At 54.1% G+C, this 22,730-nt stretch carries 22 protein-coding genes; 9 read left to right on the forward strand and 13 right to left on the reverse strand.

Features of this window, described 5'->3' with window-relative positions; genetic code table 11:
* Positions 1-47: 47 nt before the first annotated feature.
* Positions 48-635, reverse strand: a complete 588-nt coding sequence (locus IE090_RS17330; protein ID WP_189390381.1) for a phosphoribosyltransferase — start codon at positions 633-635, stop codon at positions 48-50.
* 88 nt (positions 636-723) lie between these two features.
* Between IE090_RS17330 and IE090_RS17335 the strand changes: the two genes are divergently transcribed.
* Positions 724-1,293 (forward strand): phosphoribosyltransferase, encoded by a 570-nt coding sequence (locus IE090_RS17335; RefSeq protein WP_189390382.1) that lies wholly within the window; start codon positions 724-726, stop codon positions 1,291-1,293.
* A gap of 78 nt (positions 1,294-1,371) precedes the next feature.
* A complete protein-coding gene (locus tag IE090_RS17340; protein WP_189390383.1) occupies positions 1,372-2,307 on the forward strand; it encodes a LysR family transcriptional regulator in 936 nt (311 codons plus the stop codon).
* 15 nt (positions 2,308-2,322) lie between these two features.
* Here IE090_RS17340 and IE090_RS17345 read toward each other — a convergent pair whose 3' ends face one another.
* On the reverse strand, positions 2,323-2,712 hold the full coding sequence (locus IE090_RS17345) for a bacteriohemerythrin (RefSeq protein WP_189390384.1): 390 nt from the start codon (positions 2,710-2,712) through the stop codon (positions 2,323-2,325).
* 78 nt (positions 2,713-2,790) lie between these two features.
* On the reverse strand, positions 2,791-3,666 hold the full coding sequence (locus tag IE090_RS17350) for a D-hexose-6-phosphate mutarotase (protein WP_189390385.1): 876 nt from the start codon (positions 3,664-3,666) through the stop codon (positions 2,791-2,793).
* A 50-nt stretch (positions 3,667-3,716) separates the two neighbouring features.
* Between IE090_RS17350 and IE090_RS17355 the strand changes: the two genes are divergently transcribed.
* From IE090_RS17355 to IE090_RS17365, 3 genes are all read left to right on the forward strand, one after another.
* Positions 3,717-4,196 carry a transcription elongation factor GreAB gene (locus tag IE090_RS17355; protein ID WP_189390386.1) on the forward strand — a complete coding sequence of 160 codons (480 nt, stop codon included), beginning with the start codon at positions 3,717-3,719 and terminating at the stop codon, positions 4,194-4,196.
* A gap of 385 nt (positions 4,197-4,581) precedes the next feature.
* Entirely contained in the window at positions 4,582-5,004 is a 423-nt protein-coding gene (locus IE090_RS17360) for a hypothetical protein (RefSeq protein WP_189390387.1), read from the forward strand.
* 54 nt (positions 5,005-5,058) lie between these two features.
* Positions 5,059-6,744: an endonuclease/exonuclease/phosphatase family protein gene (locus tag IE090_RS17365; protein WP_189390388.1), complete on the forward strand. Its 1,686-nt coding sequence runs from the start codon at positions 5,059-5,061 to the stop codon at positions 6,742-6,744.
* Positions 6,745-6,853: 109 nt separating this feature from the next.
* Here the strand turns inward: IE090_RS17365 and IE090_RS17370 are convergent, their stop codons facing one another.
* The 4 genes from IE090_RS17370 to norR all read right to left on the reverse strand — a co-directional run bounded on the left by IE090_RS17370 (position 6,854) and on the right by norR (position 11,600).
* Positions 6,854-8,221 carry a DEAD/DEAH box helicase gene (locus IE090_RS17370; protein ID WP_189390389.1) on the reverse strand — a complete coding sequence of 456 codons (1,368 nt, stop codon included), beginning with the start codon at positions 8,219-8,221 and terminating at the stop codon, positions 6,854-6,856.
* 154 nt (positions 8,222-8,375) lie between these two features.
* Positions 8,376-9,629, reverse strand: a complete 1,254-nt coding sequence (locus IE090_RS17375; RefSeq protein ID WP_189390390.1) for an MFS transporter — start codon at positions 9,627-9,629, stop codon at positions 8,376-8,378.
* The gene (locus tag IE090_RS17380) at positions 9,626-9,847 is read right to left on the reverse strand and encodes a hypothetical protein (RefSeq protein WP_189390391.1); all 222 of its coding nucleotides are present in this window, start codon (positions 9,845-9,847) and stop codon (positions 9,626-9,628) included. Before IE090_RS17380 ends, IE090_RS17375 begins: the two co-directional genes overlap by 4 nt.
* A 142-nt stretch (positions 9,848-9,989) precedes the next feature.
* Positions 9,990-11,600, reverse strand: coding sequence for a nitric oxide reductase transcriptional regulator NorR (gene norR / locus IE090_RS17385; RefSeq protein ID WP_189390392.1), 1,611 nt, complete (start codon positions 11,598-11,600; stop codon positions 9,990-9,992).
* 343 nt (positions 11,601-11,943) lie between these two features.
* On the opposite strand from norR, the gene IE090_RS17390 reads away from it, so the two are divergent.
* From IE090_RS17390 to IE090_RS17400, 3 genes are all read left to right on the forward strand, one after another.
* Positions 11,944-12,120: a hypothetical protein gene (locus tag IE090_RS17390; RefSeq protein ID WP_189390393.1), complete on the forward strand. Its 177-nt coding sequence runs from the start codon at positions 11,944-11,946 to the stop codon at positions 12,118-12,120.
* Entirely contained in the window at positions 12,120-13,325 is a 1,206-nt protein-coding gene (gene hmpA, locus IE090_RS17395) for an NO-inducible flavohemoprotein (protein ID WP_189390394.1), read from the forward strand. The genes IE090_RS17390 and hmpA overlap by 1 nt, the downstream gene beginning before the upstream one ends.
* Positions 13,326-13,528: 203 nt before the next feature.
* A complete protein-coding gene (locus IE090_RS17400; protein WP_189390395.1) occupies positions 13,529-14,614 on the forward strand; it encodes an alkene reductase in 1,086 nt (361 codons plus the stop codon).
* Between the two features lie 102 nt (positions 14,615-14,716).
* On the opposite strand, the gene IE090_RS17405 is transcribed toward IE090_RS17400, so the two are convergent.
* Positions 14,717-15,469, reverse strand: a complete 753-nt coding sequence (locus IE090_RS17405) for a substrate-binding periplasmic protein (protein ID WP_189390396.1) — start codon at positions 15,467-15,469, stop codon at positions 14,717-14,719.
* A 169-nt stretch (positions 15,470-15,638) separates the two neighbouring features.
* Positions 15,639-17,306, reverse strand: a complete 1,668-nt coding sequence (locus tag IE090_RS17410; RefSeq protein WP_189390397.1) for an AMP-binding protein — start codon at positions 17,304-17,306, stop codon at positions 15,639-15,641.
* 120 nt (positions 17,307-17,426) lie between these two features.
* Here IE090_RS17410 and IE090_RS17415 point away from each other — a divergent pair, with 120 nt between their 5' ends.
* Positions 17,427-18,431, forward strand: a complete 1,005-nt coding sequence (locus IE090_RS17415) for an AraC family transcriptional regulator (protein ID WP_189390398.1) — start codon at positions 17,427-17,429, stop codon at positions 18,429-18,431.
* 88 nt (positions 18,432-18,519) lie between these two features.
* Here IE090_RS17415 and IE090_RS17420 read toward each other — a convergent pair whose 3' ends face one another.
* From IE090_RS17420 to IE090_RS17970, 4 genes are all read right to left on the reverse strand, one after another.
* Positions 18,520-19,701: a thiolase family protein gene (locus IE090_RS17420; RefSeq protein WP_189390399.1), complete on the reverse strand. Its 1,182-nt coding sequence runs from the start codon at positions 19,699-19,701 to the stop codon at positions 18,520-18,522.
* Entirely contained in the window at positions 19,698-20,852 is a 1,155-nt protein-coding gene (locus IE090_RS17425; RefSeq protein ID WP_373296428.1) for an acyl-CoA dehydrogenase family protein, read from the reverse strand. The genes IE090_RS17420 and IE090_RS17425 overlap by 4 nt, the downstream gene beginning before the upstream one ends.
* A 21-nt stretch (positions 20,853-20,873) precedes the next feature.
* Positions 20,874-21,638 (reverse strand): SDR family NAD(P)-dependent oxidoreductase, encoded by a 765-nt coding sequence (locus IE090_RS17430; RefSeq protein ID WP_189390401.1) that lies wholly within the window; start codon positions 21,636-21,638, stop codon positions 20,874-20,876.
* Positions 21,639-22,557: 919 nt separating this feature from the next.
* The gene (locus tag IE090_RS17970; protein ID WP_268247129.1) at positions 22,558-22,692 is read right to left on the reverse strand and encodes a hypothetical protein; all 135 of its coding nucleotides are present in this window, start codon (positions 22,690-22,692) and stop codon (positions 22,558-22,560) included.
* Between the last annotated feature and the right edge of the window lie 38 nt (positions 22,693-22,730).

Below are 22,730 nucleotides of genomic sequence, written 5' to 3' on the forward strand. Positions count from 1 at the left end.
GACCTTTCTAGAGACGAGACGGCAATCCTACGCGAGCTTTTGTGATATCAGCTGTCGCCGCGAAACTGTTCAGGCTTGATCAGATCGGCCATAAAGGGTTTGTGCTGGCGGATCTCTTCCAGGCTCAGGCCTTTTAGCTCGTAGGGGAACACCAGCCAGTCGTTGGTATCGTGCAAGCAAAAATCTGGCTTTAAGTCCGTGCGGTTGTGGCTAGAGCGCTGATATAGCGTGGCTATGCGCACCTGTTCTGGCATATTGCGCTTGAGCTTGCTTTGCAAGCGCTGCAATACCGCGCGAATGTTATAGCCGGTGCTAAATACGTCATCGACAATCAGCAAGCCGTCATCGACATTGAGGTTTTCCACCAGGTATTGGGTGCCGTGCACTCGAATGTCTTCGGGCTGCTCCACCATGCTTTGATAGGCGGGCAAGCCACGGTAAGACGTGCGCAGTGAAATATGATCGGTTTGCACGCCCAAGGTTTGCAGGCATTCCTGCACGTATATGCCGACAGAGCTGCCGCCGCGCCACAGGCCAACGATAAACGTCGGGCGAAAACCGCTCTCGAAAATCGACACGGCCAGGCGGAATGAGTCCTGAATCAGGGTTTCTTCGTCCAGAAAGCGTTTTTGCATGTGCGCTACCAGTGGGATCAAAGTTGTGAACCGGTTATCATACACCACTGACCAAGCGGTCAGCTAATCGCAATGCCGGAGATTGTTTATGAGCGAAAAACTCTATCTGACTGCCCAGGGGCTGCTGGAAGATTCTTACCGTTTGGCGGCACAAGTGCTGGATAGTGGTTTCGAACCCACCTTTATGATTGCCGTTTGGCGCGGTGGGGCACCGATCGGCATCGCAGTGCAGGAATACCTCGACGTGCATGGCATCGAAACCGATAACATCGCCATTCGCACTTCATCCTATTACCCCGACATCGACAAGCAAGCCAAAGAAGTGCAGGTGTTCGGCCTTAATTATTTGGTGAAAAACGTTACCCACGAAGACCGTTTGCTGATTGTCGACGATGTGTTCGACAGTGGGCGCTCGATTGAGGCCATCGTCAATGAGTTACAGCGCCGGGCGCGGTTAAATACCCCGCAAGACATTCGTGTCGCGGTGCCGTACTACAAGCCAGAGCGCAACAAAACCGACCGCGTGCCAGATTACTACCTGCATGAAACCAGTGCTTGGTTAAAGTACCCGCATTCGTTGGAAGGCCTCAGTGCTGACGAAATCGAAGCGGGGCGTCCGGAGCTGTACGACATCATTAAAGACCACCTTCCTGCATAACTTCAGGTGATGTTCGCCATCGACTTGGTGAATGATGCCTAATCAGGGATAATGGCGTCCCCTAACCGGAGGCGCTGTATGAATATTGACCGTATCGACTTAAATTTGCTGGTGTACTTGGATGTGCTGTTGCGTGAGCGCAGTGTCACCAAGGCGGCACAGCTGCTGGGCATTACCCAGCCAGCCATGAGCAATGGTCTGCGGCGCCTGCGTGAGCTGTTTGGTGACCCCATTCTGGTGCGCACCTCAGAAGGCATGACGCCCACCGAACGTGCCCAAGAACTGCAACCCGTGATTCGCAAAGCGCTGGGCGAGCTGGAAGCTGCACTGCAGCCGCTAGAAGAGTTCGATGCCAGTGTCAGCCATCGCGTGTTTCGCATTATGGTCAGCGATTACGCTGAGTCGACTCTGGTACCGGAGTTGGTGAAGCGTTTACGCACCGAAGCGCCGGATATCATCTTGGACGTATTAACGCCGTCGGACGTGACCTTTAAAGATGTGGAAGCCGGTCGCGTCGATATGGCCATCAACCGCTTTGATGAAATGCCCCAGTCGTTCCATCAAATGACCTTATGGGAAGACGGATTCGTGTGCTTAGTGAATCCGGACCACCCCAGGGCGCATGATTTTGATTTGCAGGCCTATGTCGCCAGCAAACACATTTGGGTGAGCAAAACCGGCATGGGCGCGGGTGTGGGCATTGACCCAGAAAAAGTCATTCGCCTGGGATGGGTCGACAATGCGCTGTCACAGTTGGGCTATAAGCGCAAAATTTCGGTTTTTACCCGTCACTATCAAATGCCGGCGCTGCTGGCACTCAACAATGATTTGGTGGCGACACTGCCGCGCAAAGTGGCGGAAATGCAGGCGCGCTCGACGTCTTTATTGGTAAAAGAGCCGCCGTTTCAGATTCCACCGTTTGAACTCAAAATGGCGTGGTCACCGCTGTTGCAGCATCACCATGCCCATCGTTGGTTGCGCCGCACCATCGTTGATGTCGCGCGCGCATGCTAAAGCAGGGCTGAAAGGTTAAGCCGCCGTACGTCGGTGGCGCTTTAGCCAGTTCACGACTTGACGATCGAAGCGGTCGATGTGGCGCACAATGGCGTTGGGGAGTTGATCGCTGAGAATGCTCAGCAGCTCCTCGGCATCGTTGCTGGTGCAGGCTTGCTCGATCAATTGCAGTAGAAACTCGTGGTCGCGGCGGTGGGCATCGCAGTGGGGCATGGCATGCTGGGAAAAGGTCTGGCTTTCTTCAGCAAAATGCTGCTGCACAAACGCTTTCAGTGCTTGCAAAGGCCGCTGTGCTTGGCGCCCCATCAAGACGTCGAACTCTGCCTGATTGATCAACTCAACCAGCTGCTCATGCTCACGATTGACGGCTTCAGAGGCCAGTAATGGGCACTCGTTGAATTCCATAATCCTGCCTCGCTGGAAGATGAGGGCGACAGTGTAACGCTGACGAGTGCTTGATGTCTTGCGCCTTATCAATCGATGTCAGCGTATGCACATTTCCAAGCTGTGTTGCTCGCCGCTGGCGAGGGTTACCGCATCAAACGCACAGTTGGCCGTTTCCACGCACACCATGCGCTGCCAGGCATCGTCGGCAAATTGCCCCAAGCGCTGACTCTTATCGACCCAGGGGTTCCATACCACGGTACTGGCACTGTTGGCGCTGATGATGCGCCGCTGCTGCGCTTGCTGCAGTTGCAATGGCTGCTGGCTTTGATAGATGCGATCCGTTTCTTCAGTAAAGCGAACGGCACCTATGTGCTGCTTATGTTGCCAGTCATCGATGGCGTCAATGTAACCTGTGCCGTGCAGGCCATTCAGGCGCAGTGCGTGGATGTCCGACACCGGCAAATAGGTGTGCAGGGCTTGGCTGAACGTCACCGCTGAGGCGCTAACGTTTTTGGTGATTAAATTCAGCGACAACTGTTGTGGCGCTAAACATAGCTCCAGCTTCAGCTGCAGTTTGGCCTGCCAGGCGGGATGCTCGGTGTCGGCCAGCGCCAAGGTTAAACGCACTTGATCGCATGCTTCTTGTACTTGCTGCAACTGCCATAGGCGGCTGCGGGCAAAGCCATGGGCGGGTGCTTCCCCCTTGATATGCTGCTGCACCGGCTTTGGGTTGCGCTGAGTGTCGCCAAACCAGGGCCAGCAAATAGGGATGCCGCCACGAATGGCTTGGCCCTGGCGGTATTGTGCTTGCTCGCTCAGCCACAGCCAGTCACTTTGGCCCTGGGGTTGAAAGCTCAGCAGTTGCGCGCCTTGCAACGCCAGCTCGGCGCTAAATAACGGGTGATCAACCTTAATTAACTCCAGCTCATCGCGCTGAATAAGCGAGCAAAACGCCAGACGGTGTAGATTCATAAGCAGCCTCCAAAACAGCCGGATATAATGCCACATCCGAGGAGGCAGTCATGACAGCGCTGAACAAAGACGTGTTAAAGCCGGCATTGTTGCAAGATTTAGATGATGAAATTGCCGCCGCCGTGGTGGCCGCGCAACAAGCGCAGGCGGCTGCTGCGCACGAAGACAACCAGCCAGAAAACCAATACGACACTTTGAGCTTGGAGGCTGCGTATCTGGCCCATGGCCAATCGGAGCGTATTTTGGCGCTGCAGCAAGAGCGTATTCGCCTGGCGCAGTGGGCTGTGCCCAGTTTCGATGAAGATGACGAAGTGGCCCTAGGCGCGTTGGTGCAGCTGGTTCACCCGCAGTTGGGCGAGCGCTGGGTTTGGCTCACGCGCTTTGGTGGCCGGCGTTTAACGGTGGCGGGCATTGATGTCACCTTGCTCAGTTTACAGGCGCCACTGGCGCAGCGACTGCTGCAGCGAGGGGTTGGCGATGACGTCAGCTGGCAAGACAGTTCCGGCTGGGTGATTGAATCTTTGTCGTAATTTGACCAGCTTAAGGTTTAAATCCACTTTTTTTGTATGGTTATTGATGGCGGCAGTCTTGTTCCCTATGTTTGTATGGTATTGATTTTTGTGTAAATAAAAATACTAGGGTACCTCTGAATAATGCAGTGCTCGCTCTGGATCGCCAGAGGGCTCCAGGTCACGAAGCCGGTTTGCAGCTCTAGCCAGCTACAGCAAAAAAACGGCGACACAGAGCTGGAGTTCTCTGGCGGTCCCCTTCGGGCGCGGGCGGCAGGCTTCCATAACGTTGTTGGCGATGTTGCAAAGGGCTGGCCATTCCCTGCCATCACCGCCTTGTTCTGAAAGCCTGCTGCACTCGCGCAGAGTTGTGCAGAATTATTCAGAGGTGCCCTCGGGGAAGGATATGACATTGAATGAATTGTTAGCCGCAGCGATTCAACAGGACACTCTGCAGCAGCCGGTGGAAGCCTTTTGTCGCCAGCACGGCGTCAATGCCATGCAGGCGTTGAATGAACTTGCCCGGCACGTGGCGCAGCAATTGGTGGCGGGAGATCTGATGTTTGCTGACGGCGCCGCTGTGATGAAGAGCATTTTCACGCACATGACTCGCGCCGATGTGCTGGCGCAAGCCCAAGGCCAGCTACCTGAACCGGCCGCTTCCATTTGCTTGGCCTTCGATGCGGGCGAGTTTCAACACGCGGGTGACGGTCAGCAAGATGACCCTGTGGCTAAGCACACCATTCCACTGCTGCAAGAAGTGATGGCGCAGCACGCGGTGTCACCGACCAAGAGCGACAGTGGTCAGCCAATCGTCACAAACGCATAACATTGTTGCCGCAAATACGGTAAATTACGCGCTTTTTTAGCGTGAGTAGAAATAATGCGTGTATTGACCCTGGCGTCCTGCGTTATGGCCGCCAATGCCATGGCCATGTCTCAGCCACCGCAACAGGCGGTTGAAACTCGGGTAACGGTGACCAACAGTACCCTGCAATCTTTGGCGGTTGAGCTGCCCAGCGGCAACGAAGCCCTGAGCGCTACTATTCCGCCGTTGGCAACCCGTGATGTCGTGCTGCTGACGCGCAGCGAGGGTGCCGATCGCGATGTGACCGTGCGCTTGAGCAGCGATGATTACCAGCTGCAGCTGAGCCAGCAATTGCAAGGCACTGAACTGACTTACTCCGCCACCGGCAACGATTGGCAGCTGCCACAACTGAGCGGTGAGCAAAGCCACTACCAAGAGATTTCTCTGGCGGGTAAGCAAGCACAGCTGGCGGTTAAAGCCAGTGAGCTGAGCGACGGTGGTAGCGTGCACTATGTGATTCACCCGCAGGACGAAAAACCCGCGCTGGGCGATGCCGGCAGCTTTAATGTGCTGAGCTATAACGTCTGGGCCACGACGGTGTACGGCTCGAAAAAAGTCGGCACGCGCTTGGAGCGCATGCCAGAAGTGATGTCTGGTTACGATGTGCTGGTATTAACCGAAGTGTTTGACCCGCTGGCGAGCAAAAAGCTGCTGGATAATTTGCGCGCTGAATACCCGTATCAAAGCGCTGAGATTTTTAAGCTGGGCAAAGTCATGGGATCGGGCACGCGCATTGTTTCGCGCTGGCCTTTTGAACTGGAAGGTGCGCACAAATACAGCGCTTGTGATGGCCTGCAATGCGCCGCCACACGGGGTGTGATTTATACCCGCATCAATAAGCTGGGCAAAACTTACCATGTGTTTGCGACCCATACCCAGTCATCAGACGACGATGCCAACCGCAATGCGCGTAAAGCTCAGCTGCAGGAAATGGGTGACTACATTCGCTCACTGAATATTCCGGCGGACGAGCCAGTGATTATGGCGGGTGACTTTAACGTCAATAAAGGCGGCTTGCCGGAAGATCGCGACTACATGGAAGCGGTATTAAATGCGCGTGAGCCACAAAATACCGGTCATAACTTCACCTACGATGCCAATACCAATTTCTGGGCGGAGCAGCCTTACGTTGAGTACCTGGATTACACCTTGGTGAGTCGTGTGCATCAGCCAGCCCTGAGCGCTGAACAGCAGGCATTTGCTCCGCGCAGCATCGATGCAGAACTGTGGGATGAATGGGATTTGTCCGATCATTACCCAGTGCGTGGCTTGTTCCGTTTTGCAAGCGATGCGCAGCGCAGTGAGTTCCCTTACTACGGCGACCCGGTGCATTTAAAAACCGCTAACGGTCATTTCTGGCGTGCCATGACGGGCGGTGACAGCTTTATTTCCGCCGGCTCGGATTTACGCGGTAGCTGGGAGACCTTTGTGCTGGAGCAGCACCAAGGTAAAGTCGCGATTCGTGCCCGTGGTGGCTTATATGTGGGCTTGGACTCCTACCTGTTTGGCACCTTAAAAGCCAAGTTTGATCAGCCGCAAGCGGCGGCCTTGTTTACCCTGGTCGACATGGGTAACGGCCAAATTGCACTGCAGGCCGATAACGGTAACTACGTGCGCGCCGATTTTGGCGGCGGTGTGGGTTTGAGTGCCAATGCCTCTAAGCCTAACAGCCATGAGCGCTTTGAGCTGGTGCGTCCGTAAGGCTATTTTGCCTTGGTACCCTGAAGCATTTGACTCAGGGCGTGCCAGGCTGAAACAAAAAAGGCGCCATTAATCATGGCGCCTTTTTTATAGGGAGTACATCGAGCGGTTATGCCTGCGCTGGCCGGCGTCTTGGACGGCGAGCAGGTTTGGCACTGCCGCCTTCTTTGCTTTGTGGCCCTTGTCCACTGCGTTGTTGGCGGGGTTTGCTGGCGGTGTTTTTATTGGCGCGCTGGTGATGTTGGCTCACGGCTTTTTGCCCATCTTGATGGCCTGGGCTTTTGGGTTTTTTCGGCTTTTTCGGTTTTTTCGCTTTGCTGCGCAGTGTCGTTTGTGGCACTTCGTGCACTGGCTCAAAGCCTGGCACGTAGTCACGCTTCAGCAGTTTGCCGATCAGATTCTCGACCTGTGACAGCTCTTTGACTTCGTCAGCCGCCACTAAAGAAATGGCTTCACCGCTGGCACCAGCACGCCCGGTACGGCCAATGCGATGCACATAGTCTTCGGCGACGTTAGGCAAATCAAAGTTCACCACTTGCGGCAATTGGTCGATGTCGATACCGCGTGCCGCGATGTCGGTGGCCACTAAGATGCGAATGTCGCCCGATTTAAACTCCGCCAAAGCGCGAGTTCGAGCACCTTGGCTTTTATTGCCGTGAATGGCCGCTGCCGTGATGCCGTTTTCTTCTAGGTAGCGGGTTAAACGGTTGGCGCCGTGTTTGGTTTTACAAAAGACCAATACTTGTTGCCAGTCGTGGTCATTAATCAGTTGCTTCAGCAGACGTGGTTTTTGCTTTTTATCTACTGGGTGAATCCACTGCTCAACTTTTTTTGCCGTGCTGTTGGCCGGTGTCACGGAAATTTCCACCGGATCGTTGGTCAGCTTTTTCGCCAGTTCGCGAATGTCATCGGAAAAGGTGGCAGAAAACAGCAGGTTTTGGCGCTCTTTGGGCAGAATCGCCAGCAGCTTTTTAATGTCATGAATAAAGCCCATGTCGAGCATGCGGTCGGCTTCGTCCAGCACCAGCATTTCTAGCTGCTGAAAGCGCACGGCTTTTTGCTGGTATAAATCTAACAATCGACCTGGGGTAGCGACCAGCACATCGGCACCGCGACGCATGCGCATCATTTGTGGGTTGATTTTAACCCCACCAAATACCACCGCAGACGTTAGCGGTAAATGCTCGGCATAGGCACGTACGTTATCGCCCACCTGAGCGGCCAGCTCGCGAGTGGGGGTAACGATCAAGGCGCGCACCTGGTTCGGGCGTGCACGTTCGCCGCCGCTGAGTTTCTCCAAAATGGGCAAGGTAAAGCCGGCGGTTTTACCGGTGCCGGTCTGTGCGGCGGCCATTACATCCTGACCGGTCAATACCGCTGGAATGGCTTGTTGCTGAATAGGGGAAGGCTGGGTGTAGCCTTGTTCCTCAATGGCCTTGAGGATGGCGGGCGATAAGCCCAGATCGGCAAACGACATAAAGGATCTCTGTGCGGCCGATGCTGGCAGAGATCAGCGTTGGCCAAATAAAAGGGCGGGGAGTATACCGGTTTCACCCATCCAGCTCGACCTTAGTTCTGCCTAGATGGGCTGTCAGGTGTACTGAGCGGTGGTTTAGCGGCTTTACTTACCCTCATTGTGGCGCGGCCGCAGTCGCTCCGGCGCTTTCTTCTAACCACAAGGCTGCGACGGCGCCTGTTAACGCTACGGCAAAGGGCAGCAAGAGTGCGCTTTGATAGTGCGCCAAGGTTTTGCTGTCGCCGGCACTGGCCAGGTCGAGTATGACGCCAAAGCCGGATTGAATGATGGCGGCAGCCAAAAAGGCGCCCATATTGATCAAGGCGGTGGCAAAGCCCACCTGTTCGCTGGCCACGCTCTCTTTGGCGGCAGAGAAAATAACGCCAGCTTGAGCGCCGGAAAAGCCCAGTAAAATAAACAGTGCCATGGCATCAGCCCCGGCTTGCCAATCCATAAAGGCCAGGCTGCCCCAGCACGCGGCGGCCAGCAGCGTGGCCAGCATAATTAGCGGTTTACGCGCCTGTAGCCGATCTGATAACCAGCCGCTAAACAGCGAGCCAAGGCCGTAGACTAGCAGCGCTAAAGTAGCGTAGTGAGCGGCGCTGCTGACCGGCATGGCAAAGCCATCCACCAGCATGGGCGTCGACCACAATCCTAAAAAGGCATACAAGGTGCCGTTGGTGGCCGCCACGCAGACAAACAAGCACCACACTTGCGGCAGCTTCACCACGCGCCGATAGCCACTCAGTAAGCCGGAGTTTGAGCGTCGCAGCGGTTTACTGGTGTGTGTGCTGGGGCGATTATGGCAATACAGCCACAAGCCAACCATCGCCAAGGCCGTGAGGCCGGCAAATACGGCGATGATCTGACGCCAGCTGAAGTAATGCAGAGCGGCAGCGGCCGGGCTTTCCGCCAGCACGCTGCCCAAGGCGGCCAATAACATGGTGGCGCCCATGATCAGCGAATGCTTGTGGGGCTCGAACCAAACGGCGTTGTAGGTCATCAGGGCGACAAACACAGCCGCTAGCCCGATTCCAATCAGTGCCGAACCCAGCATTAGGCCAGTGGCGCCCGGTGACAGGGCAAAGACCATGGCTCCGAGCGCCGTGAGTGAGGCACCGCTGAGGGCTGCGCGGCGCAGGCCTAGCGCATCGGAAAAAATGCCTGCCGGCACCTGCATCAGGGTGTAGGTCCAGAACTGCATGGAAGCAATCAGCCCGAGTGCGGTGGCGCTTAAGCTCAGCTCCAATTGAATGCTGCTGGCCATAGACGCAGGAGCAAAGCGAAAGAAAAAGCCGCAGACAAACACCACAATCAGCAGCCACCAACCAGGCCAGCGCGACGCTGCTAGCGAATTTAGAGTTTTCATAAAAAACCCGCAGCCGCTAGGCGCTGTTGCATCAGCTGACAAAAATGAGCGGCCACTGGCTCCATCGGCGTAAAGTGCCTGTGAATGTCAAGGTGCAGCAGGGCTGGCTCGCGCTCCAACCAAAGTTCGCTTAAATAATGATCGGGCGGTAGCATTTTCGCCAATGCGGCGGGCGGCAGTGGCATTAAGGGCGGGCTGGCCAGTTCGGCGGTCGACATATCAGGTTCCTTCCTGAGGCAGTTCCAAGGTGCGACACCTTAGGGATATTGCCGCGGAAAAACAATCAAGAGGCCGGCGGACTCAGCAAAATGTTGCCACCCAAAGCAGAGTGATAAGGGCACCGAACTGCTCACAGGTGCCTTAATTCTTTATCGATTTTATAACCTCAATACCTAAGCGCTTGGCCAGGCGCGACAAATTAGCACGGTCCATTTGCAGCTGCCGTGCTGCCGCGGCCCAGTTGCCTTGTGTTGCTTCCAATGTTTGCAAAATGCATTGGCGTTGAAACTGCTCCGTAGCCTGCTTGAGGTTGTTCACGCTGGGCGTGAAAACTGGGTTGGGCTGAGGCGTCGGCCAGGGCGCTGTGTTGCTGCTGAGCTGGGCGTCGTTGGTCAAACCATACTCGTCCATTTGCAAATGACCAATATCGGCTCGCTCAATGCTGACGATGCCATTTTGACGTTGAGTGCGACTGCGTGCTTTGAGCGCGGCGCGATTAATGCAATGTTCCAGCTCGCGAATGTTGCCCGGCCAGTCGTAGTGTTCTAGGTAAGGCAGCACATCAACGGCAAATTTAAGCTGCTGTAAGCCTAGCTTGCGTCGCATGCGCTCAATAAAAAAACCACTCAATAAGACGATGTCGTGCTTGCGCTGACGCAGTGGCGGCACCGTCAGCGGGTAAACACTGAGGCGGTGAAATAAGTCCGCGCGAAAATTCCCTTGTTCAACTTCGTGGGCTAAATCGCGGTTGGTGGCGGCAATGATGCGCACATTTACCTGATGAGTTTTGTCTTGGCCTACCGGTTGAATTTCTTGGCTTTGCAGAGCGCGCAATAACTTACTTTGCACCTGCAATGGCAGTTCGCCAATTTCATCTAAAAACAGGGTACCGCCGTCGGCAATGGTGAACTTGCCGGCACGGCTTTGACTGGCTCCGGTAAAGGCGCCTTTAACATGGCCAAACAGTTCGCTTTCAATTAGGTTTTCCGCCAGGGCTGCGCAGTTGACGTACACCAATGGGCCGTTACTGCGCTGCGATTGTTGGTGAATGGTTCGCGCCACCAGCTCTTTGCCAACGCCGGTTTCGCCTTGCACTAAGGCGGTTAAATCTGAGCTGGCAACGATTTGAATTTCTTGTTTCAGGCGTTGCATGGCCGCGCTGTCGCCAATGAGTTCGCCACCGTCTTTGCTTAACGCTTCTTGGGTGAGTTCTTCAACCACGGCTCTGGCATGGCTGGCATCACGTTGGTACAGCTCCAGTGTGAGCGCGCTTTTTAAGGCCGCTGCAGAAATGGCGGCAATAATGTCCAAGGTGCGATCTGGAATGGCATCGAACTCATTGGGCGTCAGGCTATCCAGGGTAATGACGCCAATTAAATGGCCGTCGGACAGCAAGGGCAAACCCATGCAAGAGTGCACAGGTAAGTCTCCCTCCATGGCGAGCAACAAGCCATCGTAAGGGTCAGGCAAAGGTGACTCGCTGGCAAATCGCAGCGGATGCTGAGCATTGCAAATCTCGGAAAATCTTGGGTGTTGTGCAATCTCAAAGCGCCGCCCCAGCACCTCGGCGCTTAATCCTTGTTGTGCCAGCGGCTTTAAATACTCTCCTTGCAGGGTTAACAGCACCACTGCATCGCAGTTGATGGCTTTGCGAATATGGCTAAGCAGCCGTTCAAAGCGATCGTCGGCGACCAGGCTGCGGCTTAAATCGATGGCCAGCTCGATCAATGCATGAACCGAAATAGTGCTCATTGGGAATGCCTAGAACTTAGGAGTGTCTTGATTGTAATGATGTCGTTATAGCACGAGCGAGTCGTTTTGACACTTTCTAAGTGTGTCAAAATGACTCTTTCTCTGCGACGGGTTTTGCTTAAGTTATTGATAAATAAGGATAAAAATTAAATATCTGCATTGGCACAATGTTGGCAATGGTCGAGGCGAACACCATCAGCGAACGAGTGAACGATTTATGTATTCACACCTTCATCTTGGCGGTCAGCGCCCCAGCATCAGCTATGCAAAACAGTTTCACTGCCTGCTCGTGGCCGGCAACTGGAGCATGATAGTGGGTGTTGTGTTAGCCCTTGTGTCGATAATGCTCAGCTATCCCTTGGCCCATTGGCTGTCTTTGCCGCTACAGATTTTGGCGCACATCAGCACCTTGGTGTTTGCCACTCTGGTGAAGTTTGGCTACATCATGCGCGTGGTCGCATTGAATCGTTTTGCTGGTATCTCAACTGCCTTTCAGGACAACCGTCAGGACAACTGCTAATGCTCTCCCAAGACCATATTGATATTGTTAAAAGCACCGTGCCCTTGCTGGAAACGGCTGGCACAACCTTGACCGAACATTTTTATCAGCGTTTATTTCGCCATCACCCGCAGTTACAGCATGTGTTTAATATGAGTCACCAGCACTCCGGGCGGCAATCATTTGCACTGTTTTCTGCTATCGCAGCCTATGCCAAACATTTGGATACCCCTGAGGTTCTAGCCGACATGGTGGAGCGCATTGCCCATAAGCACAGCAGCTTGAATGTTCGTGCCGAGCATTACCCCATTGTTGGCCATCATCTGATCGAGACGTTGCGCGAGCTTTTGCCCCAGCAGTTTACGCCCGAAGTTGAAAAAGCTTGGGTGCTGGCTTACCAGCAACTGGCCGGCTTATTTATTGGCCGCGAAAAAGCTATTTATCAACAAAATGAGCAACGGCTGGGCGGCTGGTCTGGGCCGCGTGAGTTTATTTTGGTGGAAAAACGCATCGAATCTGAGTTGGTAAAAAGCCTGATGTTTGAGCCGGTCGATGGCGCTCCCGTGGTTGATTACCAACCAGGCCAATACATTGGCATTGAAGTGCAGCCTAAGGGCTTAGAATACCGTGAAATACGTCAGTATTCGTTGTCATCCAAGCCGCTGTCGCATGGTTATCAAATTTCGGTGAAACGTGAAATGGGGGATATCCCAGGGCGGGTATCCAACTACCTGCATGACGATCTGCGCTTAGGCGAGCAGGTGACGTTGCACGCGCCGGCCGGTGACTTTTTTCTCGATGACTCGGCCGCCCCCTTAATTTTGGTGTCGGCAGGCGTTGGCATTACGCCCATGCAGTCCATGCTGGAGTACGTTGCTGAGCATCAACCCCAGCGTCCCGTGTTTTTTTTGCACGCTTGTGAGCATCCGGCTCAGCACAGCTTTCGCCGCTCGCATCAAGATCTGGCCCGCGAGTCAGATGTAAATCTGTACACCTGGTATCGACAGAATGCCGACGATCCTGCAGCCATCCGTGCAGGGCGCATTTATCAAGGCATGATGGAACTATCACACTTGGCGGTAGATGACTTACCTTTGGCGCATGCACAAGTGTATCTCTGTGGTCCGACGGCCTTTATGGCATCAATTTGCCGGCAGTTGCGTGCCTTGGGGGTAGAGGCCCAGCGCATTCACTATGAGGTATTTGGACCTCACCAAACACTGTGAGGGCCAGCGCCGTGTCTGCTCTGCTTTGCCTGTGAGCCGTTGCAGACACGGCATGCTCAGGCGAAGAGGCGGATGGGCGCTTTAATCGCTAATTCAAGGGGGAGCTTTGTTTTATTGGCGGCACAATGCGTTGTAGTCGTTCTTTATTGTTCAAACGGCTCGTGGATTCTAGAGTTCGGATTCCCAGCTAAGAGAGATCAATCATGAACACAGCAACTGACATCTTTACCCCAATCACCGCAGGTCAACTGCAACTCAAAAATCGTATATGGATGGCGCCTCTTACCCGAGTGAGGTCGGGTGTTGACCATGTGCCTGGCGAGTTAATGGCGCAGTATTACGCCCAGCGTGCCAGTGCAGGGTTAATCATCGCCGAGGCGACCATGGTGTTGCCAGAAACGTCGGCATTTATGCAAGAACCCGGTATTTACAATGCTGAGCAAATTGCCGGCTGGCGCAAAGTAACGGACGCCGTGCATCAGGCGGGTGGTCAAATTGCATTGCAGCTTTGGCACGGTGGTCGTGCCAGCCATCCGGCTTTGAACGGTGGCAAAACGGCCGTTGCAGCGAGTGCCATAGCCATCGACGGTGAGGTGCACACGCCCAGCGGCAAACAGCCTTATACGGTGCCAAGAGAGCTGGCCGATGACGAACTGCCCGCCATCATTGAAGGCTTTCGTCAGGCCGCTGAAAACGCCAAGGAGGCCGGCTTTGACGGCATCGAACTACACGGCGCAAATGGCTATTTGTTAGACAACTTTTTACGCGACGGCAGCAATCACCGCAGTGGCCCTTATGGCGGCCCGATTGAAAACCGCGCACGCCTGTTGCTAGAAGTGCTAGAAGCCGTGATCGGTGTGTGGGGCAGTCAGCGCGTTGGCGTTAGAACGTCGCCATTGAACAGCTTTAACAGCATGCAAGACAGTGACCCCGTCGGCATGACACGTTATTTGGCGCAGCAGTTTAGCCAATTGGATTTGGCGTTCTGGCATTTAATGCGCGCGGACTTTGCAGGCGTGCAACAAGCCGATGTGGTGTCGGCGGCGCGTGAGATCTATCAAGGCAATTTAGTGACCAACATGGGCTACAGCCGTGACGAAGCCAATCAGGGCATCGCAAACAACCAATTTGATGCCGTTACTTTTGGTGTACCGTTTATTTCTAACCCAGATTTGGTGGAGCGCTTTCGCTTAGATGCGCCACTCAACGAAGCCGACCCCAATACCTTTTATGTGCCGGGCGAAAAGGGATACATCGATTATCCCACCCTGGAGGCTGAACCCGCCTAAGCGAGGGCAATAGCGTAGAAGTTGGACGCCTTTTACTGCCAGCTTGTTGAGCAAGATGCCAGCCACGAACTTTGTGGCTGGCGTAGCGCGTAGGTTTCTTAGCTACTCGGAAAACCGCTCGACGAGCGTTTGGTAGGCATCGGTCTGCTTAAATTTGGCCATTTCCCGGGCGAAATCTTGGGCAAGGTCAGGGCGCTGGTTATTGCGTGAAAAAGCGATGTAGTTTGCAAAGCTATAAATGGCCGGTTCGACCAAGTGCAATGATGCACTGGCTTGGGTATCGGCATATTTGCCGAGATACGCGCCTTGGCTCACCAGCGCCAGCTTATGGCGCTTGGTGGCGATCATTTTGACCAAATTGTCCAGCTTGGGCGCCGCGAACAGCTTGGGCTTTGCATCGCGCACCACTTTGGGAATATTAAAGCCAGAGACGACCAGCAAGTCGTAATTGGCCAGCAGTGTATTGATGTCATGACTGCTTTTTATGCTGTCGGCAAAATCCTTGTGGGTAAGGAACGAAAAGGCGCCCGAAGAAAGAACATTGTCAGGCTCGTAAATGGCCCACTGCCGGCGCTCCGGCGTATTGGCGATGTAGGTAATGGCATCGGCTTCACCGGTTTGCACCATTAACAAAGCGCGGCGCCAAGGTGCTTGAATCCACTCTATTTTCATACCCAGTTGTTGAGCCACCGCCGTCACAAGCTCAATGTGCAAGCCTGTCAGTTCACCGTCTTGCAGGTATTCCAGGGGAGGGTATTGGGCATCGTCACGCACAATGGTGATGACCTCGGTTTTAGGCTGCGCCCAGGCAGGTAAGGCCAGACAACAACACAACAGACAATGCACCCAACGCATGAAAGCTCCCCAAGTTTGCCACCAAGTTACAGTGTGGCAGAGCTTGCCTGATTGCGGTAGAGGGCTGTGCCATGGTCAAAAACGCAAACAGCGGTTGGCTGGGAAAAAGTCCAGCCACGGTTTTCGTGGCTGGCAAGAGGATAACTGCAAAGCTGCAATTGTGTGGCAATTAGGCGGGTTGAGTGGACGGCGTTGCGTTGGTTTCCGCTGCCGCTTGTTGGCGCAATACAAAGCGTTGAATTTTACCGCTAGAAGTTTTGGGCAACTCGTCAACGAACTCAATTTCGCGGGGGTAGGAGTGCATCGATAAATTATTGCGCACATGCTGTTGCAACTCTTCCACCAGTGCGTCATCCGTTTCATAGTTGGGGCGCACCACCACGTAGGCTTTAACAATGGCGCCACGCTTTTCATCTGGCTTACCCACCACCGCGCTTTCGATCACAGCCTCGTGTTCAATTAATGCACTTTCTACTTCCGCTGGGCCAATGCGATAGCCGGCAGAGGCGATAATGTCATCGTCGCGGCCAGTGTAGCTGTGCGAGCCATCGCCATTGCTAACCACCATGTCGCCGGTTAGGTAATACTTGCCTGAGTAGGGCTTTTTTTCATCCCAGGTGTAGCCCTGGAAGAAAAACAGCGGTGAGTTCTCCATGTCCACGGCCAACTCGCCGCTCTCGCCCGGGCCAACTTCATTGCCCTGCAGATCAAGTGCTACCAAGCGATAGCCAGGAATTTGATAGCCCATGCTGGCATCGCGATGAGTATGTTGCAGCTGATGGAAGTTGGCCGACGTCATGCCGGTTTCGGTCTGACCGTATTGATCGCATAAATCACAACCCAAGCGGCGTTTGGCCCAGTTGGCGACCTCTGGGTTGAGCGGCTCGCCGGCACTGCTGGCGACGCGAATGTCAATGCCTGGGTAGTTATCTAACACGTCATCATTGGCCATTAATAAACGGTACGCAGTCGGTGCTGCCGCTAAGTTATTAATTTTATATTTGCGCAAAAACTCAAAGGTATTATCCGCGCTAAAGCTGGCCTCATTAAAGTGTGTAGTCGCCCCCATCAACAGTGGCCCGACAATGGCATAATACAAACCATAGGCCCAGCCTGGGTCGGCAACATTCCAGAAGCGATCGTCTTCACGTAAGCCGACGGCGTACTTCATGTACATATAAAACGCCATCAAAGCTTTGGTAGGCACGGCAACGCCTTTGGGTTTGCCGGTGGTGCCTGAAGTAAACATTTGCAGAAAAGGCGCTTCAGCATCGAGTAACACCGGCTCGAACTCGGGTGACTGAGCCTCTAATTGCTGCTCAAAGTTGAACATTGGCTCTGGGCCTTGAAGGTCCCCCGTGCCGACCAGCATAGTCGCCGGTAGGCCTTTAACGCCGTCCAATTTGTGCCAGTGCTCAGCGTTACTGATAACCAGTTTGGTGCTGGCTTTTTGTACTCGGTACTCAATGGCGCCAGGTCCAAACGCAGTAAACAAAGGCTGGTATACTGCCCCAGCTCGCAAGGTTCCTAACACACAGATCAATAACTCTGGGGTGCGTGGTAGCAAGCACGCCACTCGATCGCCGCGGCCGATGCCCTGGCGATGGAGAAAGTTGGCGAAGCGGGCAGATTGCTGCTGCAGCTGAGCAAAGGTCAGCTCGCCACTGCTGCCATCAATGCGCTCATAGCGCAATGCTACCTTGGCCGGATCGTTGGCATGACGGTCGCAGATTTCTGTGCAGACATTGATGCCGTCGGTGTAATTGCCATGGAACTGCGCGACAATATCGTCAACGGAAAAATTTTCGACAAAGGCGTTATAGCAGGACGTTTGCATTGTGCGTCTACCTTGTTGTTTTTGTGATCTGTCGTCATGCTATGTCATTGCTCAGTGGCGACAGAATGACAGGATTGCGCAGATAACTTGACAACTTTTGCAGCTAACGAGTGAGTCGCCATGAAACATTTGACCTTCTCCTCCCACTACGCGCGGGCTGCGCTGTATGGACTCGAGCAACGCCGTAGTGATTGGCGCGCGCTGTTGGCGGCGCGTGCTATCGACTATGGTCTGATACGTGAACCGCTGGCCCGCATCCCAGCCGATCAGTTTGTCAGCTTATTTCGCCTCGTCTGGCGTACCCTGGATGATGAGTTTATGGGGCGAACCCAGCGTTCGTGTCGGGTGGGGCACTTCCATTTAATGGGCTCGTTGGCCGTGCATGCCAATAATTTGCAGGAAGTGCTGCAACAAATTATGCGCTGCTACGACTTGTTCTCTGACGATGTGCAAATCGCAGTATTTGAGCACGATGAGTATGTTGAGTTAAGCCTGACGCACCGTCAGCCACAGTTGGACCCAGATAACTTTTTGGTGGAATGGCTGTTGCTGGTGTGGCATCGCTTTTGTGGCTGGTTAATCGATCATAAAATTGTACTGAGCAAGGCGACTTTTCAGCACCCTCTGCCGCCACACTTTGATGAATATCAGTTTGTTTACCCTTGTCGCTGCTATTTCGATCAGCCACGTAATAGCCTGTTTTTTAGTAAAAATCTACTGACCATGCCGGTGGTGCGCTCAGAGCAAGAGCTGGATCAGTTTGTGCAAAGCTCGCCGCGTAATTTAATGATATGGAGCGCTGAAGACGACAGCTTTACTACGCGTGTGCGACGCTTATTAGAAAGTTGCGACAGCACCCGCTTGCCGACATTAGAGCAAGTTGCTGGGCAGCTGCACATGACCTCTTATACCTTGTGCCGTAAGTTAAAAGCAGAAGGCAGTGCGTATCAGAAAATCAAAGATAATTTACGTCGAGACCAAGCGGTGATCATGCTGACGCGACAAAATCTCAGCATTGCTGAAATCTCGAGTGAATTGGGTTTTGCCGAGCCGGGCGCCTTTTCGCGCGCATTTAAGGGTTGGACGGGGGTCAGCCCTCTGGCCTACCGCCAGCATGAGGGGTAAAAAAATATTTGGCTGAGCCGAATGAATAAATCGGCCCACCAGCAGGCGCAGGGGACGCTGCTGATGGGCCGTATCCGAGCATGGCCGCTCAAAGAACCTCAATCGCGACCGCTGTGGCCTCACCGCCACCGATGCACAAAGACGCCACGCCTTTGCTCAGGCCGCGCTGCTTTAATGCGTTAATTAAGGTCACAATAATGCGCGAACCGGAGGAGCCAATGGGGTGACCCAGGGCGCAGGCGCCGCCGTGTACATTGACCTTAGCCGCATCGAGTTTCAACTCTTGCATCGCCAACAAGCTCACCACGGCAAAGGCTTCGTTGATTTCAAATAAATCCACGTCGTCTTTGCTCCAGCCGGCACAAGCCAAGACTTTATTGATGGCGCCAATGGGGGCCAGGGTAAACTCGGCTGGTAATTGCGCATGGGTAGCATGAGCGACGATACGCGCCAGTGGCTTTAAACCGTGCGCATCGGATTCTGCGCGGCTGGTGAGCACTAAGGCCGAGGCACCGTCGCTGATGGAGCTGGCATTGGCGGCGGTGACGCTGCCGTCTTTTTTAAACGCCGGCTTCAAATGTGGAATTTTATCTGGCTGAGCATTGCCTGGCTGTTCGTCGATGCTGACTTCGACGTCGCCCTTGCGGCCGCTGACCGTGACACTGACAATTTCATCGTTAAAGTAGCCGTGCTCAATGGCTGCTTGGGCGCGGCTGAGTGAGCGCAGGGCAAACTCGTCCATGGCCTCACGGCTGATGTTGTAGTCGTCGGCACTGCGCTGGGCAAATACGCCCATCAGGCCGCCTTCGTAGGCATCTTCTAGGCCGTCTAAAAACATCGAGTCTTTCACTTCACCATGGCCCATGCGCAAACCGGCGCGGGCTTTGGGCAGTAAATAGGGCGCTTGGCTCATGTTTTCCATGCCGCCGGCCACCATAATGCCGTTGGTGCCGGCTTTGATTTGATCATGGGCCAAAATCACCGCTTGCATACCTGAGCCGCACATTTTATTGACCGTGCTGCAGCCACTGCTGTCAGGGACGCCGGCACCGCGTGAGGCTTGACGCGCCGGTGCCTGACCTAAACCGGCGGGCAATACGCAGCCCATGATGACTTCGTTAATATCGGCCGGGGTTAAACCGGAGCGCTCGATGGCGGCTTTAATGGCCACACTGCCCAGTTGGGGGCTGCTAACACTGCTGAGTGAGCCTAACAAACCGCCCATTGGGGTGCGTGCCGCGCCCGCAATAAAAACGTCATTTGCAGTCATGATTTACCTCCGGCTTTGCCCAGCAAAGAGCGGGCAATCAGTTCTTTCATTACCTCAGATGCGCCGCCATAAATACGTTGTACGCGGGCATCAACAAAGGCACGGGAAATAGGATATTCGCTGGTGTAGCCATAACCGCCAAACAGCTGTAGACAACCATCGGCCACACGAAATTGCATTTCGGTGGCGCTGTACTTGGCCATCGAAGCCGTGGCGCTATCGAGTTGTTGATGGTTGTATTGGCTGATGCACTGGTCAATAAATGCTTGGTGAATGCGCACCTCGGTTTCCATTTCAGCCAATTTAAAGCGGGTGTTTTGCAAATCCGCCAAGCGTTGGCCGAACAATTTGCGCTCGGTAACATAATCAATGGTTTGCTCGATGCAACCGCGTGCCGCGGCGACCGCTAGGGCGCCGATGACCAAGCGCTCACGTGCCAGCTCTTGCATTAAATACACAAAGCCCATGCCTTCTTCGCCCAGCAAGGCGGAGGCGGGCACGCGCAAATCATCAAAAAACAGCTCGGATGTGTCGCCGCAGTGCTGACCGATTTTTTCCAGATTGCGACCACGGCTGTAGCCTGGCAGAGAGGTGTCGACCAAAAATAAACTCACGCCTTTGGCGCCGGCGTCAGGGTCGGTTTTGGCAGCCACAATCACCATATCGGCGTGCTGACCGTTGGTAATAAAGGTTTTTGAGCCATTTAATACGTAACTGTCGCCATCTTTGCGGGCGCTGGTGCGCAGCGCTTGTAAATCGCTGCCAGCACCTGGCTCGGTCATGGCGATGGCGCCAACGGCTTCACCAGTGACCATTTTGGGCAGCCACTGCTGCTTTTGCTCTTCGCTGGCCAAATGCGTGAGATAAGGCGCCACAATATCCGAGTGCACCATGACATTGGTGGCCAGAGCACCAAAGCCTAAGCGCGCCATTTCTGCGCCCACCACCACAGAATAATCAAAGGGAACGCCACAGCCGCCGTATTCCTCCGGCACATCCACACACAGAAGGCCGGCCTCGCCCAGTGATTGCCATAGTTGTCGTGGCACAATGCCTTGCTGTTCCCATTGTTCGTAGTGTGGGGCGATTTCCGCTTCCAATAGCTTCACCACGTTATCGCGGAACAGCACCTGCTCCTGAGGTTCTTGCATCCAAATACTCATGCTGCCTCCTTATTTGGGTGCCATGCGCAGAGCGCAATCGAGGCGTACGACTTCGCCGTTTAACACGGGATTTTCCACCATTTGTTTCACCATCAAACCAAACTCCTGTGGCTGGCCCAGACGCTGTGGAAATGGCAGGGTGGCGGCTAGGCTGTCCTGAACCTCCTGCGGCATGCCCGCCATCATCGGCGTCATAAAAATACCTGGAGCAATGGTGTTGACTCGAATGCCTTGGCGCGCCAGTTCACGCGCCGACTGCAGCGTCATGGCGACCACACCTCCCTTAGACGCGGTGTAAGCAGATTGACCAATCTGGCCTTCGTAGGCGGCGATGGAGGCAGTCATAATGATAATGCCGCGCTCGCCATCGGCATTGGCTTCGCGGCAGGCCATATCGGCAGCGGCCACGCGCAGCACGTTAAAGCTGCCAATTAAGTTGACGTTAATCACCTGGCTAAAGGCATCCAGCGGCATCGGCTGGCCGTCGCGATCGAGAATCTTTTTCGCTGGTGCAATACCGGCACAATTAACGGCAATGCCACAGGCGCCGTGAGCCTCACGCGCAGCAGCAAAGGCAGCTTCAACGCTGTCAGCTGAAGCGATATCGCAGTGCAGGTACAAACCGTTGATTTCTTCTGCTATCTGGCGACCGCGCTCTTCATTTAAATCCAATATGGCGACCTTGCAGCCCTTAGCCGCTAGGGCACGTACCGTGCCTTCACCTAAACCAGAAGCACCGCCGGTGACGACGGCAGGAACGTTGTTAAAGTCCATGCGCACTCTCTTGTTGTTGGTATACCCCTTCAGTGTCTACAAGCACTAGGCAAACAGCCATGACGGTTTGCGGCAGGAAAATTGGCAAAAATGAGCAGTTGTGTTTGGGCTAGGCAATGAGTAGCAAATAGGGAAGAGAGTAGGGGAAGGAAAGAACTGCCGATCTCCCTAGGCCGTCGGCAGTTATCAATTTGGTAACTGAGGAAACGATCAAAAGCTGTAATTTGCACCGCTAGAGAAGAGGTCTCGGCGATAGCTTCTGTTGGCGAAAATGCGGTTGTAGTCCACATGCGCTGACAGCGCATCACTGGCGTTGAACTGGAACCCAGCACCCGCTAACAAGCCGATGATGATGCCTTTTCGTCCTCGTCGTCGGAATATGAGTTTTTTGCATATTCTACGAGTTCGCTCACATCGTCGACGTAGCGTTTTAGGATTATCGTATATACCTCTGAATAGTCGATGTGCTCGATATTAAGGCACCTCTGAATGATTCAGTACCCACTCTGGATCGCCAGAGGGCTCCAGGTCACGAAGCCGGTTTGCCGCTCTAGCCAGCTACAGTAAAAATCGGCGACACAGAGCTGGAGTTCTCTGGCGCTCACCGCAGGGCGCAGGCTGCAGGCTTCCATAACATCACCGCCTTGTTCTGAACGCCTGCCACATTCGCGCAGAGCTGTGCAGAGTTATTCAGAGGTGCCTTGAGCCCCACTGAGTATCAGCGTGAGTCACTGTGCTGGCAAAGATTAGCGCTGCGAGGAGAATGAACTGACTGTGTTTTATATGATTCGGAAGGAATATTGGTTGCTTTATACAAGGCGAATTGTACTGATGCTTAATATGTTGTGTTGTGTGTTAATAGCAATTTTATGTGATTTGCTTGATGTCTGGAGGGTGTTCAAAATTCTGTGTCAGCCAGTCACAGGTCGATGTGAGCGTCTAAACGCCCCTCAAAATGAATCGACAACTGCGACAGCGTCAAATTCCAGTTTTGTACCGGGCGCGTCCATCGCTCTGACGCTTTCAAAAGGTAGTGTTCAGAATTCTGTGTCATTTCTTTATCCTATGCAAAAAGAGACGACACATGACCCA

Source organism: Bacterioplanes sanyensis, assembly GCF_014652515.1.
Classification (GTDB): domain Bacteria; phylum Pseudomonadota; class Gammaproteobacteria; order Pseudomonadales; family Oceanobacteraceae; genus Bacterioplanes; species Bacterioplanes sanyensis.